The following is a 14802-nucleotide window of genomic DNA, read 5'->3' on the forward strand; positions in this document are numbered from 1 at the left end:
ATGTTAATATGACCGCTGGCGCTAATTTTCAATTCCTCTACAAGCTTAAACAACATTATTTGTATCCTATGACATTACCAATCGAGGCAATAAAAGATCAGTTTTTATCAACACTTAGGCAGCAAAATGTAATCGTGCATGCGCCAACCGGCAGCGGTAAGTCCACCAACTTACCGCTATGGGCAAGCACACAAGGGCGTGTTTTGGTTGTGCAACCGCGGCGTATCGCGGCCACCTCGTTGGCGAACTATTTGGCTGAGCAATGCCAGCAAAAACCAGGACAACGCATCGGCTACGCAATTCGCTTTGAGGCTAAAATGGCGGCCCAAACCCAGGTTGTGTTTGCCACCCCTGGGGTCGCACTCAGGTGGTTTTTCGAGCAACAGCTTGCTGATTTTGACGTGGTCATGCTGGATGAGTTTCACGAGCGCCGCTGGGATACCGATTTACTCTTGGCGCTGTTGAAACACCATGGCAAGCACCGCTTGATACTCACCTCCGCGACCTTAGATGACCGTGCTTTAAGCGCTTATCTCACCACCAAAGCGCTCACCAGCCATGGCCGTACCTACCCTATCAGCAGCTACACCTTCGCCAGCGACGCCAGAGCGATGCCCAGCTCCCAAGATTTAGCGGCGCGTGTGCGCCAAGCCTGTGTCTATGCGCTGGATAACAGTGGTGCTGATATTTTGGTGTTTTTACCTGGTCGCGCTGAGATAGCTGCGTGCGTCAGCGCCTGCCAGGACTTACCCGCTGAATGTATTTCACTACACGGTTCCAGCCCGTTACAAGAACAACAGCGCGCGCTGCGCCAAGGGCCACAGCGACGCATTATTTTTGCCACTAACGTGGCCGAAACCTCGCTCACCGTGCCCGGGGTCGAATGCGTTATCGATTCCGGGCTTGAGCGCCGCACGCATCTTCGCAAAGGGAAAACCGTACTCGGCCTTGACGCCATAGCCGAAGACTCCATGCGCCAACGTATGGGCCGCTGTGGGCGCATCGCGCCTGGGCTATATATTCGCCTATTTGGTGAGCATGCTCCCTTGCTCAGCACCACGCCGGTAGAGGTGGAACGTGAAGCATTAGACGAACTCGTGCTAGCCAGTGCTTGCGCCGGTATTGCCGTGGATGATTTACCGCTGCTAACCGCGCCGCCGGACTCGTCTTTGCAACGAGCGATGACAAAATTACAACGCTTAGGGGCCGTAACCGCAGACGGCTTAGCCACGGCGTTGGGTAAAACCATTTACCCACTTCCTGTGGATGCTGATTTAGGTATGCTGATCCACAATATGCCCAGCAATGTATTGCGCCAAGCAATGATTGACTTGGCCGCCGCCATCGCCACCCCAGCGGCGCTATTTTCGCCGCCAAGCAGCAGTGAGCGTGAACAACTGCAAGCGCAACTCGGTGAGCAGTATGCCCTGTGCGACCTGGCGCTGCATATCGCCGTGGTCCGTGGCGGTGCTGCACAGCACATACTCACTATCAATAGCGAGGCGCTTAGCGAAGCGCGCACCTATGCCAACTATTTACGCCATGCCTATCAATTACCAGAGCTCGATAAAGCAGCGCGATACCAACATGCCACCCTAGTCGAGGCCATCGCCGAGCTAAACCCACACTGTGTCTATGTAAAACGCGATAATCGCCGTGGCAGCTTCGCCAATGGCGAAGATGAAGTGCGTCCTGCAAAAAGCTCCCTGCTTCAACACAACAGCAATGCGGCGCTGGTACTGGCAACATTTTCCTTAGCCGGGCGCGGTAAAAAGCACGCCGACACCTTAGCGACTATGTGTGCGCCAATGCAATTATCCCAGGTGCGCCAAGCTGTCCCTTACGACACCACCTTAGGCCAGTGTTATTGGTATGTTGACGAGCAGTGCCCGGAGGGAGAAATTCGTGCTGATATTATCCACAGCTATGCGGGAGTCGAGTTAGGGTCAAGCCATCAGCGCGTCGATGGCCAACATCTAAGCGCCAGCGTGGTTGCGCTTATGCGTGACAACCAGTTATTCGCCGGCAGCTATGAGCAGATATCGCAGGCTATTGCTCAGCATAATTTGTATCAGGCTTACCATCTACAACCAGCCATTGATATGGATGCCGACACCTTTATCGCTGAGCGTTTATATTCTCTGGGTGTACAAAGCCAAGAAGATCTACAGTTAATAGAGGCCGAGGATCTGCACTATCAGGGCATTGACCCTTGGCATGCGAAAGACTTTAATGAGCGCTTTCCCTTGCAAGTCACACTCCCGAGTATGGTACTCAACATCGAATATCACTTTCGCGCTAAGCGGTTAATCGCCCATTACCACAGCGGCGAGCGCAAAGACCCGCCCAAGCGCTGGGAGTTACCGGCGTGGAGTGGCCTTAAAATTCAATATAAAAAAGCCAGTAAGCTTGTGGATATCCGCTAGGGCATTGGCTTTTGGTACACCACAACTTGGTTTCTGCCGCTCTGCTTCGCTTGATATAGGGCGTTATCCGCTTGGGCGAGCATTCGGTCATAGTCCTGTGCGCCTTGACTGTCGGCAACGCCGATACTCACGGTAATATGCACACCATCGGCAAGCGCCGAGTAATCATGGCCAGATATCAATACCCGGATACGCTCGGCGCAGACTTGCGCCTCATGTACACTGAACCCAGGCAGTAGCAATGTGAACTCCTCCCCACCCCAGCGAGCAAACATCGCCTCTTGCGGCGCACAATGATGAATGAGGTTAGCCACTTCGGTGATCACTTTATCACCCACCATGTGCGAGTATTTATCATTGATGTTTTTGAAGTGATCAATATCAATGATCGCTAAGCTTAGAGGTTGTTGTTGCTGTTTAGCTTGCTCAAAATGCGCTATCAACCATTTGTCAAAGGCACGACGATTCGCCACCCCGGTGAGTTGATCATGCGTCGCTTGATGTTCAAAGGCTTTAGCTTGCTCCGCTAGGCTGCGAGTTTGCGCCTGCACCCTTAGCTTTAACTGGGCTTCGCTGCGCTTAAGGTGTAAAAAGCGCAAACGATATAGGGTAAATAATGCCAGTGCTAACACCACAATCATTGCGACTTTAAAGCTGAGTGTTTGCCAAAACTTAGGGGTAATGGTGAAATGAAAGCTTGCCGCAGATGCGGGCCATTCGCTATAAGGATAGCGCGCCCGCACATGAAACTCGTAATTACCGGGCGGTAAATTAGTGTATTCGGTCAGTGTGAGGTTACCGCGATTTACCCAGTTATCATCAAAGCCTTTGAGCTTAGTTTGATACTCAATGCGCTCCGGCATAATAAAGCCTAAACCGGCATAGGCAATAGATAAACGGTCTGCTTCTGAAGGCACCGTTAACGACGTTTTATCAAGGTTAGGTAGGAAGCCTTGCTCATCGTCAAAACCAATACTCTCGATGCTCACCGGCAGTGAGACACTGGCCATACGAACCAACTTCGCTGGGTCGACCACCGCTGCACCGCGCGCTGTCGCAATCCAAACGCTGTCATCATGGTGGCGCACTGCTGGGTATTGGGAGCCGCCGTTGGCTTGTGAGCTAAGCATACCATCACCTTCATCAAATAAGGTGAATTCTAATTGTGCATCCTCACTATCAAGGGAAGCCATCACATGAGTTTGACTTATGCGGATCACACCCCGGTTACTGGAAAGCCACAAGTGATCATACTTATCGTTTACAACGGCAAACAGCTTATCAACCGGTAACCCTTGCTCTCGACCGAGCTTGCGCAGGCGATGACTTTGATAATCATAATGGAGCAGCCCGCGATCGGTGGCCATCCACAGCGCATCATCCTGAACTAAAAACCCAAATGCATAGTCGGCATCGAAATGCTCGCGCAACGGCAAGGTGGTAAATTGCCCTTGGTGATAAAAAGCGACGCCGACCCCGGTGCCTATCCACAGTCGCTGTTGTTTATCTTGCGCTAGCGCCATAATAAAGTTACCGGGCAGACCTTGTTTATCGGTCAAGATTGTTACTTCTTCGGCGTTTTTCATACGCACAAGGCCACCCGCAGTGCCAATCCATAACGTGCCGTCAGCTTGCTCGTGAAGGGCCCTTACTTCGTTGCTCGGCAGACCCGTATCCCGGTTAATCACTGTTGTCAGACGTTGGCCGTCAAAATACATCAACCCGCTGGTATAAGTACCGACATACACACCACCGCGTTGGCTACTCGTGAGTGAAAGTACAGAAATGGGCGCATCCAGGGGAGATGAAATTTGCTCCACCTGTCCTTGGGTGTAACGGTTTAAACCGTTACTGGTACCAATGTAGAGCGCTCCATCAGTGTGCGAGAGCACACTACGCACATAATCTCCTGAGAGTCCGCGTGCGGTATTGACGGTGGTAAAGGGCGCTTGCCGCAAGCGAAAAAGCCCCCCATTGGTGCCAATCCAAATACTGTGTTCATTATCTTCAAGCAGCGATAAAATGCGATTGCTTGGTAGGCCAACATTGGCATCCAACTTTTCCAGCCCATACTCGCTGAAGCGAAATACCCCTTGATTGATGGTGCCAAGCCAAATGTCACCACGAAAATCAACCAAAATACTCGACACAGAATCGTCTGCTAGAGCGTTGTGTAGCAACGTAAATTCATTATTTACATAACGCCATACACCCTGCTCGGTGCCAACCAATAACGCCCCATCACGGTCTTCAGCCAACGAATAAATGGCGCCGGTAATAGCGCTGTTATCGCCCTCAACACCATGCATGGCTCCGTCTTCATAGTAATAAAGGCCGTTATTTGTTGCTGCCCAAATTCGCCCTTCTTGTTGCTCGAAGACTTGATAGGCACTGACATTAGGCAGCAAATTTTGCTCGTCGCCCTGTTGTGTTCTGCGCACCAAACCGCCATCTTCTAGCGCCAGCCATAAGGCGCCATCACCACTGCGCACGGCAAAATTCACCATCGGTTGTGCCGGTTTAAGTGCTTGCCAACGCTCGCGCTCGACCACGCTGATCCCACCCCGAGAGCCAGCTACATAGAGCTGCTGAGTCGCTTTATCGACATTGAGGCTGCGGATCCCTGAATCGGGCAACCCGGTGAGAACGCCGCGAGTAAAAAGCTTAAAAGTGCGGCCATTAAAACGGGCAACACCTTCCCATGTCCCCACCCAGACATAACCATCGGGAGTTTGAGCTAGGGCATTGACACTGTTGTGAGGCAAACCATCACGGGTATCCCAGGTTTCGGCAAAGTAGTGACTTAGGGGAACATTACTAGGAATGTTTTTTGGGACTTGATTGGCGAAACTGCTTAGGCTTAACAGTGAAATAGCTAAATAAAGGATGATTTTCACAGCAGCGCGCCTACGTCTTTTTTATTATTACGTTTTATTCTACTTCAAACACATAAAATAACAATTAGCTTGAGCCAAATCGCTTACAACTAATAACAATAGGCACTATAACGCCCATCAATAAGAACTTAACCTTTTGAATTAAAATATAAACTTCTAGTGAAGATACTGTAGATAGCGCCGTAGACCGGCGCTATCCGTTCGCACTAGCGATACAAGCGCTGCCACGCACAGGTTTTATAACCGTTCCGCTCAAAGTAAAAGTTGTAGCAATTATCGTCATAGTTGTAATTACCCACATCAATACGATAACCACTAATATAGCGATTTTGTAGGCTCACATATTGGCCATTATACAGCAGTGAAAAATGCACATGTGGTCCCGTTGACTGACCACCCTGACACAGCGCAGTACTTTGATTGTTAGCATAGCGCCCTATCCAACTCCCTGCGGAAATATAATCACCGGAGTTAAATTGCAACGCATCCATATGGTAGTAGTTGGTCGCATAGCCACTTGGATGAGTGATGCGAATATTACATTGCGAATAACGTGTAACAGTGCCCTCATGGGCCGCTTGCACCCAAGGTGTATTGCTGCCCCATCCCCCAGAGCCATTATTAAAGTCTAACGAGGAATACGGATACCCAGAGCCGGTGTTAGAGTGTGCCCCCCCCCACTGAACCAAGCATAGCCACTTGGCCACGGAAGATTCATACTAAAAGCTACCTGAGCTTGAGGCTGCGCACTGAGCGCTTGGCGCTGTGGGGCTGATACCTGCTTTTGCGTCAGTTGTATTGATGGTTTCCCGGTCACAACCTCATAGGCACTCATCAATGCGGTGATCTTCTTACCCTTACGCGGGCGGCGCGGACCCACTGGCTTTTGCCGCATAATAAACATATCGACCAACGCAAAGCTGGCGACATCTTGATTAAACTGCTGGCTGCTTTGTGCGAAGCGTTTATAGGCATAAAAGGTATGGCTGAGCCGGTTAGTGACATCGCGAAGCTGCGCTTCAAATCCGACTTCATCACTCAAATCAGCGAAAGGCCTTTGCATTGCCTCGGCAGTGGGGTTAGTGACTAGTTGGCTCTGCTGCTCCATTAATGCTAATAACAGCTCTGGGTTGATACTGGCGTAGCCAGCGAAATGCAGTATCGCTTCTTGCTTTGCTTGTAATTCGCTATTCAGCCCAGCGAAGAAATTAGTCCAATCCCGCGCTGCCAGGGCGTTATTAAAAACAAACTGTTCATCGGCAATAAGCGCTTCGCTGTGTAAATCAATCAGCGCCATATCTTGCTTGGCTACAATACGCTCGGGTAACTGAGCATGCTCTGCATGCACCGAAAAGCTCAATAGTGTTGTTGCACCGGCGCAGGCTATGCCGGTGAGTATGGTGTTCAATTTCATCTTTGTTCCCTCTATCGTTATCATGTCCCGTATGTGGGAATACTCACTATAGATCTATAAAGGGAACAAATGTAAATTTAATGTTTAAATATTTACATTTAAATCACAAATAATCCGAAGGATTATGCATCATTTCCTGCAATACTTGAATATATTTTGCACTATGCAGACCATCCATCAGTGCATGATGCACATCCAGGGCTAAAGGCATACAACCTGAAACTTTATCATATTGCCCCAACACCACTTTAGGAATACCGTGAGTAGCACCCAAACAAGTAGCGTGAGAAAAACTACTAAATTGTAACCACGGCAATACCGATACATGCAGCACATCGGCGCGCCCTTCGGTGTGCGCGAAAGCCTCACTAAACAAAGGCTCAGACGCAGCACGGGCTTTTTCTTCGCGCATACGCTGGGCGTAAGTTGTATAACATGGCGTGTCATCGAGATAACTAAAACGAAAGCTGTCATCCTCGGCCAGTTGCACCACACTCATCGTCACTTGCTGATAATGCACGGGCTGATCATCAACAATACGTAGCCCCATTGGCCAATATTGCTGCGCGCTTTTGTGCACCAAATAAATGTAAGCACTAAAAAAGGACAAAGCCTGCGCTTGGCAGTATGCAAATAACAGCCGTGCGTCTAGGCGCACACACACATTGAAGTAGGGTTGCTGAAAATCTTTGAAAAAGGCAAAGTGCTGTGCACGCGGCCACTGCTGGAGGTCCACTTGCGTGGCGGGATAAGGCATTATCTACTCGACAACAAAAAAGGCATGCCCGAAAGCATGCCTTAATCTGATATTAGGAGCAATAAAATGCGCCTAAACGCTGAGTACTAAAGACCCTGAGCGATGATCTCTTCTGCCAGTTTATCAGCGATAACATGCGTTGATACCTGCTCTTTTTCCGAGCGTTGGAAAATCTCCAGCAAAGTATCAAAGATGCCTTCAACGTGCTTAGTCGCATCGTCAGCATTATAGCCTTGTGGCTTGGTTTCGTAATAGACGTTGATGATGCCGCCGGCGTTAATAACGTAGTCTGGCGCATAGAGCATGCCTTTTTCACGAATGATCTCACCATGACGAGGCTCCGCTAACTGGTTGTTAGCACAACCGGCAATAATCGTAGCCTTAATACGCGGAATGGTGTTGTCATTAATGGTCGCTCCTAGCGCACAAGGTGCGTATACATCCACATCCAGGTCATAAATGTCGTCAATACCCACAGCTGTGGCATTGAAGTCATTGACTACACGCGCTACCGACTGCTCGTTAATATCGGTCACGAATAGCTCTGCACCAGCGTTATGCAAATGTTTACATAGGTCGTAGGCCACAGCGCCTAGGCCCTGTACCGCCACTTTCACACCTTCAAGGTTTTGATGACCGTGCTTGTGTTGAAAAGCCGCTTTAATACCTAGGAAAGTACCTAAAGCAGTAAACGGCGACGGATTACCACTTTTACCTTCCAAGCCCATTACATAGTTTGTTTCTTGGTGCATCATCATGACATCACCGGTGGTGATGTTGACATCTTCAGCAGAATAGTAACTTCCACCTAAACGCTCTAGTTGCTTACCAAAAGCACGAAATAGTGCTTCTGATTTAATGCTTTTTGCATCGCCGATGATCACAGATTTACCGCCACCGAAAGGCAAACGCGCCACAGCGTTCTTGTAAGTCATGCCTTTGGAAAGACGTAGTACGTCGGTAACGGCTTCTTCATCACTGGCATAGTTCCACAACCGGCAACCGCCCACAGCCGGGCCTAGGTTAGTGTTGTGTACGGCAATAATTGCCTTTAGGCCGGATTCTTTATCACTACAAAAAACCACTTGCTCGTGGTTATCGAAATCAACTTGATTAAAAACAGCCACTGTTATTCTCCGAACTTGTTACCCTACTTGGGTGCGCTGAAATTGCCGCAGACTCTATCACTAAGTGCTGTGCCTTACCACTATATAAGATGATAAAACCACGCATTTCGTTTGTGGTTGAATTTCTATTCACACATAGAGCAGTAAGTGAATATTTAATTCAAAATATGGTTAAATTAACGAACTTTAAACTATAACCAATCACCCTATGTACCACCTTTATCCACGCCCATCTGACGTTTACGTTAACGGCAATACCTATGTAAATATTTTAATACGCTGGGCGGGAATGTCGAGTTTCAAGGAGGACGGGCGCTGCCAGTCTAATCACCGGCGACGCCCTTAACTGGTCAGAGCAGAACTTATTATTGTTCGCTCTGTGGCTGGGTGTACTTTGCCATCCACGCAAATACTTGCTGATACCAGTGAATTAAATTATCAGGGTTATGGATCCAATGATTTTCCTCAGGGTAGACCACCAGCCGCGAGTCGATGCCCTTGCGTTGCAAGGTGGTAAACGCCCCTAAACTTTGCGCATATGGTACGCGGTAGTCTTTAAGGCCTTGAGTCACTAACATCGGTGTTTGCCAATTGGCGACGAAGTTAGCCGGGTTATACTTACTGTAATCCCCGTCTTTCGCCCAAAACGGGCCGCCCATTTCATGCTCAGCAAACCACAACTCTTCGGTGCTTTGGTGGAAGCTTGGCATATCAAATAAGCCCGCATGATTAACCAAACAGTTAAAGCCTTTAGGCCAATTTCCGGCAATCCAGTTCATCATGTAACCGCCGTAGGAGGCTCCGAGGGCACAGCCGTTGTTAATGTCTAACCAGGCATAATTATCGCCCACGTAATCGAGACCTTTTTGTAGGTCTTGCAGCGGCTTACCTCCCCAATCGCGGGAAATAGAGTTGGTAAACGCTTGGCCATAGCCCACCGAGCCGTGAAAATCGATCATCACTACGCCATAGCCTTGCGCCGCCCAAAGCTGAGCATTCCAACGACTGTGGAACATATTGCCGAACGAGCCTTGCGGACCCCCATGGACTAAAAATGCCAGTGGATAGCGCTTGTTAGCATCGAACTGGGCCGGCTTAACAAGATAACCATATACCTGTTCATCGTTGGCACCACTGAAGCTAAACTGCTCTACGTCACCTAAAGTCACATCAGCCATTTTTTCTTTATTAACATCACTTAACTGCATTAAGCCGCTGCCATCGCGATTAATACGATAGAGCTCTTTCGGTGAATTCAGAGCATGGCGAGAAAACACGATTTGCTCGCCTACAACCTGCACGTCACCGACATAGCCATCGCTGAACACGCTACGGATATCGCCAAACCCGGTGCTGATTTCAAATAAGCTGGTCTGACCTAAATCTTTGGCGGTGGCATAAATAGCACGGCCATTGGCACCGAATTGGAAGCTGCTCACACTGCGATCCCACTGTGGTGCCAGTGCTTTGTTCTCACCAGTGCGCAAATCTAGCAACTGCAAAGTGAACTTGTCTGATTCAAAGCCTGGTTTTGTCGTCGCTTTATAGGCAAGGTAACGGCCGTCAGCGGAGAACTGCGGCGCTGCATCCCAAGCTTTGTTTGCTTCGGTGAGGTTGCGAATAGAGCCGCCTTCGATAGCCACTTCAAATAAATCGAAGTTTGTGCTCCAAGCATTATCCGGGGCTTTAACCTTAGCGCTGAAAACCACCTTGGTGCCATCAGGGCTAATTGCCACTTCTTCCATGCCGGAAAAAGGCTTAGCAGGCACATCGGTTTGCCACTGTGGGGTGATGTCTTTAACGTCGGTGATCACTTTGTCAGCAAGTTTAGCACTAAATAGATGACGTACTTTATCGTCATTCCAGTGATCCCAATGCCGCACCATTAAACTGTCATAGACTTGGCCGTTATGGGCCGGTGGATTGGCATCGCGCTCGATAGTGCACGCCAAGGTATCACACTCGGGATACACATCTAAGCTCAGTACCACGGATTGGTTGTCAGAACTTAAGGTGTAACCCTCGATATCCATGGGTAAGTTGGTAACGGGGCGCGCTTCTCCGCCGCTAAGGGGCAGTCGCCACAGCTGATTGGAGCCCGAGCGGGATGATAAAAAGTAGATAGCTTGGCCGTCGCTAGAAAAGCGTACCGCTGTTTCACTGCTGCTGTCATAGGTTAACCGTGTCGCTTTCGCTAAATTGGCCGAGCCAGCATAACTGCTGCTCACTGCTGATAAGGGCTGCAGATATAAATCGCTGCCCTCGGGCGTTTTTACACCGTAAACAAGCTGCCTTCCATCACTGGATACCGCCACACTGTGCACTTTATTGAGCTGAGTTAGTTTTTCAACGCTGAGTACTTCAGCCTGGGCGCTCAGCGCTGAGCCGCCAAGCAACATCACACTGAGGATAGAATTTATTGTTGTCATTGTTTCACTCCATAAAAAAGAGCGCCAAGGCGCCCTTCTTAACCGAACCGATGCATTACTTCAACGCACCATCCAATTCTTCAATTTTTGCTTTCCAAATTGCTGGACCTTGGGTGTGAGCATTTGCTCCTTCGCTGTCCACGGCCACAGTGACCGGCATATCTTCCACTTCAAATTCGTAGATAGCTTCCATACCTAAGTCCTCAAATGCCACCACGCGGGCCTTTTTAATCGCTTTGGCGACCAGGTAAGCGGCGCCGCCAACAGCCATTAAGTATACCGCCTTGTTGTCTTTTATTGAGGCAACTGTAGCTGGACCGCGTTCAGCCTTACCAATCATGCCAATAAGGCCGGTTTTCTCTAGCATCACGTCGGTGAATTTATCCATACGGGTCGAGGTAGTGGGTCCTGCGGGGCCGACGACTTCATCGCCCACCGCATCCACAGGGCCCACGTAGTAAATAAATTTATTGGTAAAGTCAACCCCCTCAGGCAAGCCTTCACCGCTTTCAATCATTCCTTGCAAACGCTTGTGGGCCGCATCACGACCAGTCAGAATTTTACCGCTAAGCAGCACGGTTTCACCCATCTTCCAGTCTTGGATATCATCCTTGTTAAGGGTATCAAGATTAACGCGACGGGTGTCTTCGCCTACTTCCCAGGTCACTTCTGGCCAGTCTTCTAGTTTCGGCGGCTGCAAATCGGCGGGACCCGAGCCATCAAGAGTAAAGTGCACATGACGAGTCGCCGCACAGTTGGGGATCATCACCACAGGCTTTGACGCCGCATGAGTGGGCGCGGTCTTCACCTTTACGTCTACGACGGTGGTTAAACCACCGAGCCCCTGGGCACCAATACCGAGCTTGTTAGCTCGCTCAAAAATCTCCAAGCGCATTTTCTCTTCGGTCGTTTCAGCCCCTCGTTCGATCAGCTCATGAATATCCACAGGGTCCATCAACGACTCTTTGGCCAATACCGCTGCTTTTTCCGCAGTGCCGCCAATACCGATACCTAACATACCCGGTGGACACCAACCAGCGCCCATTGTTGGTAAGGTTTTTTCTACCCACTCGGCAACATCATCGGAAGGGTTCAACATCACCATCTTGGTTTTGTTCTCAGAGCCGCCGCCTTTAGCCGCAATCATCACTTCTACTTCATTGCCTGGCACCATATCAATGTGCACCACGGACGGGGTGTTATCTTTGGTATTTTTTCGACTGCCAGCAGGGTCGGCAACAATCGATGCACGCAACGGGTTATCTGGATTGGTGTAGGCACGACGCGTTCCCTCATCCACCATTTGCTGCACCGTCATGTCGGTTTGATCCCACCGCACATCCATACCAACTTTAACAAAACAAGTAACAATGCCGGTATCTTGGCACAGTGGGCGTTTGCCCTCGGCAGACATACGAGAATTAATAAGGATCTGCGCAATGGCGTCTTTGGCCGCCTTGCTTTGCTCTTTGTTATAGGCTTTTTCTAAAGCTTGAACAAAGTCTAGCGGGTGATAAAAAGAAATATACTGCAGCGCATCGGCAATGCTGTCGATAAAATCTTGCTGGCGAATAGTGCTCATGATTAATCCTTCCTACTGGGTCACACCTTCAGTTAATACATAAGTCGGTGCGACGACTCGGTGACGTGTGCACGGTTAGACCGCGTCTTCTGATAAAGTGTAACTTATGATAACCTCCCTGCCCGTTTCGGGCTAGTTCTTCGAGTTGAAGATAATGACAAATTCGCAATTACATTGCCGTAAATTGGCGCTTTCATCCTCGCCGTGTGAGGTGTTTGCCCAATTACACCATCTCCAAGGGGCGGTTTTTCTTGACTCTGCTAGTGCAGCGCACGTCAATAGCCGCTTCGATATCTTAGTGATTGAGCCTGAAGCGACGCTCAGCGTCGAGCACAACAAGGTATACCTAGACGGCGTTGAGCTGCATCAGGAGGTGTTCGCCTATATGCAGCAACGCCTAGCTAGCCTGTGCACGCAATCCCCGGCGCATGACCTGCCTTTTAGTGGCGGCTGGCTTGGCTACTTTGGCTATGATTTAGGACGCACCCTCGAGCGCCTACCCAGCTTAGCGGCGGACGATATTGCCTTGGCGCAGATGCAACTGGGCCTTTATCTTGATGCCTTAATTTACGATAAAGCGGCCAGCCAATGGTATTATATTGCCCAGCCAACGGTGGATGTCGAAGCCCGTTTACAGCGTTACCTGCAGCCACCCGCCGCCGCAAACGCAGGTAAATTTGCCTTAACCAGTGACTGGGCCTCCAATATGAGCCAAGCGCAATATGCCGATAAATTTACAAAGATACAGGACTATTTGCGCAGCGGCGACTGCTATCAGATCAACCTGGCACAGCGCTTCAGTGCCACATATCAGGGCTGCGAATGGCAAGCCTATCGCCGTTTACGCAGCCACAACAGCGCCCCCTTTTCTGCTTTTATGCGTTTACCGCAAGGCTGCATTTTATCCATTTCGCCAGAGCGCTTTATCGAAGTGCACCACAATCAGGTCGAAAGCAAACCGATTAAAGGCACGCTGCCGCGCAGCAGTGACCCTAAAAAAGATCAAGCCTTGGCAGCACAGTTGGCAAGCTCCCCCAAAGACCGCGCCGAGAACGTCATGATTGTCGATTTACTGCGTAATGACCTCGGCAAGGTTGCGAAACCGGGCTCGGTGCATGTGCCCTCACTTTTTGCCATAGAGAGCTTCCCCGCTGTCCATCATTTAGTCAGTACCGTGCAGTCGCAATTGGCTGAGGGCAAAACGGCGCTCGACCAACTGAAGGCCGCATTCCCGGGTGGCTCTATTACCGGTGCCCCAAAAATCCGGGCGATGGAAATCATTGAAGAGCTCGAACCACATCGGCGCAGTGCCTATTGTGGTTCAATTGGCTACATTAGCGCCTGCGGTGATATGGACACCAGTATCACCATTCGTACCTTAGTGGCCAAAGACAATACCCTACATTGCTGGGCCGGTGGTGGCATTGTTGCCGACTCAGATGTTGCCTCTGAGTACCAAGAGACTTACGATAAGGTAAATAAAATCTTACCGGTATTGACGTGATAAAATCACCCCATGCGGCGCTCTCATGCGCTCAGGTTATTGCGCGGTTTAATCTCAGTGCCGCGCCCTCCAGCTTTGTTCCAATCCACCCAAAGCGCCGTAGCGCCGTGGTTATGCTGCTCTCAGAGTCTGAGCACGGAGCACAAGTGTTGCTGTGTAAACGCGGCGCCCATCTGCGCCATCATCCCAGCCAACTGTGCTTTCCAGGAGGAAAGCAAGAGCGCGAAGATAAGACGCTTGCCCACACCGCCCTACGAGAGCTGCACGAGGAGCTAAATATAGACAGCAAAGATGTCACCATCATCGGCCGTCTCGATGAGGTGAGCACCCTCAATGATATGAGTATTACGCCGTATCTAGCACAGCTACGCGCCGGTGCCCGTTGGCAAATTGATCAAAATGAGGTCGAAGCCGCATTTTTTGTGCCTCTGGCTGAACTATTGGCAACCCAAAACTGGCAGTCTCTGCGGGTCGAGCGGCAACAAAAAAACCTCCACTTTCGCGTTTTTAAAACCCCTTATGGTCTGCTGTGGGGAGCAACCGAGCGAATTATTGAGCGCTTTACGAAGCGCCTTGGTCCGATCAGCTAAAATTAGTGTACAGAGGATTACATCCCTGGTGTTTAACGTTATGATGGGCGCCCGTTCAAAGGCAATGTGAGTATAG

The 14802-nt window shown here is 49.9% G+C and carries 10 protein-coding genes; 3 read left to right on the forward strand and 7 right to left on the reverse strand.

Going from position 1 to position 14802, the window contains the following annotated elements; genetic code table 11:
• Positions 1 to 68: 68 nt before the first annotated feature.
• Positions 69 to 2426, forward strand: coding sequence for a helicase-related protein (locus PRUTH_RS07040; protein ID WP_151172929.1), 2358 nt, complete (start codon positions 69 to 71; stop codon positions 2424 to 2426).
• Here PRUTH_RS07040 and PRUTH_RS07045 read toward each other — a convergent pair.
• From PRUTH_RS07045 to PRUTH_RS07070, 7 genes are all read right to left on the reverse strand, one after another.
• Positions 2423 to 5323, reverse strand: coding sequence for a ligand-binding sensor domain-containing diguanylate cyclase (locus tag PRUTH_RS07045; protein WP_151172930.1), 2901 nt, complete (start codon positions 5321 to 5323; stop codon positions 2423 to 2425). The genes PRUTH_RS07040 and PRUTH_RS07045 overlap by 4 nt on opposite strands.
• Positions 5324 to 5529: 206 nt before the next feature.
• Positions 5530 to 6012, reverse strand: a complete 483-nt coding sequence (locus PRUTH_RS19290) for a M23 family metallopeptidase (RefSeq protein ID WP_257221057.1) — start codon at positions 6010 to 6012, stop codon at positions 5530 to 5532.
• Positions 5952 to 6737 (reverse strand): LasA N-terminal domain-containing protein, encoded by a 786-nt coding sequence (locus PRUTH_RS07050; protein ID WP_257221058.1) that lies wholly within the window; start codon positions 6735 to 6737, stop codon positions 5952 to 5954. The genes PRUTH_RS19290 and PRUTH_RS07050 overlap by 61 nt, the downstream gene beginning before the upstream one ends.
• A gap of 103 nt (positions 6738 to 6840) precedes the next feature.
• Positions 6841 to 7494 (reverse strand): CatA-like O-acetyltransferase, encoded by a 654-nt coding sequence (locus PRUTH_RS07055; RefSeq protein ID WP_151172931.1) that lies wholly within the window; start codon positions 7492 to 7494, stop codon positions 6841 to 6843.
• 86 nt (positions 7495 to 7580) lie between these two features.
• Positions 7581 to 8621: a Leu/Phe/Val dehydrogenase gene (locus PRUTH_RS07060; protein WP_045978088.1), complete on the reverse strand. Its 1041-nt coding sequence runs from the start codon at positions 8619 to 8621 to the stop codon at positions 7581 to 7583.
• A 365-nt stretch (positions 8622 to 8986) separates the two neighbouring features.
• Positions 8987 to 11050, reverse strand: coding sequence for an alpha/beta hydrolase family protein (locus PRUTH_RS07065; RefSeq protein WP_151172932.1), 2064 nt, complete (start codon positions 11048 to 11050; stop codon positions 8987 to 8989).
• Between the two features lie 55 nt (positions 11051 to 11105).
• Complete coding sequence (locus PRUTH_RS07070; RefSeq protein WP_022945861.1) at positions 11106 to 12632, reverse strand: fumarate hydratase; 1527 nt, start codon at positions 12630 to 12632, stop codon at positions 11106 to 11108.
• Positions 12633 to 12786: 154 nt separating this feature from the next.
• Here PRUTH_RS07070 and pabB point away from each other — a divergent pair, with 154 nt between their 5' ends.
• Together pabB and PRUTH_RS07080 are read left to right on the forward strand one after the other, a co-directional pair.
• Positions 12787 to 14136, forward strand: coding sequence for an aminodeoxychorismate synthase component I (gene pabB, locus PRUTH_RS07075; protein ID WP_151172933.1), 1350 nt, complete (start codon positions 12787 to 12789; stop codon positions 14134 to 14136).
• On the forward strand, positions 14133 to 14726 hold the full coding sequence (locus PRUTH_RS07080; protein ID WP_249364409.1) for an NUDIX hydrolase: 594 nt from the start codon (positions 14133 to 14135) through the stop codon (positions 14724 to 14726). Before pabB ends, PRUTH_RS07080 begins: the two co-directional genes overlap by 4 nt.
• Positions 14727 to 14802: the final 76 nt, after the last annotated feature.

It is taken from the genome of Pseudoalteromonas ruthenica (assembly GCF_008808095.1).
Classification (GTDB): Bacteria; Pseudomonadota; Gammaproteobacteria; order Enterobacterales; family Alteromonadaceae; genus Pseudoalteromonas; species Pseudoalteromonas ruthenica.

Bases quoted from the DNA above. Each gene is read 5' to 3' on its own strand.
- PRUTH_RS07040 (WP_151172929.1), top strand. From the start codon at position 69: ATGACATTACCAATCGAGGCAATAAAAGATCAGTTTTTATCAACACTT.
- PRUTH_RS07050 (WP_257221058.1), bottom strand. From the start codon at position 6,737: ATGAAATTGAACACCATACTCACCGGCATAGCCTGCGCCGGTGCAACA.
- PRUTH_RS07055 (WP_151172931.1), bottom strand. From the start codon at position 7,494: ATGCCTTATCCCGCCACGCAAGTGGACCTCCAGCAGTGGCCGCGTGCA.
- PRUTH_RS07065 (WP_151172932.1), bottom strand. From the start codon at position 11,050: ATGACAACAATAAATTCTATCCTCAGTGTGATGTTGCTTGGCGGCTCA.
- PRUTH_RS07070 (WP_022945861.1), bottom strand. From the start codon at position 12,632: ATGAGCACTATTCGCCAGCAAGATTTTATCGACAGCATTGCCGATGCG.
- pabB (WP_151172933.1), top strand. From the start codon at position 12,787: ATGACAAATTCGCAATTACATTGCCGTAAATTGGCGCTTTCATCCTCG.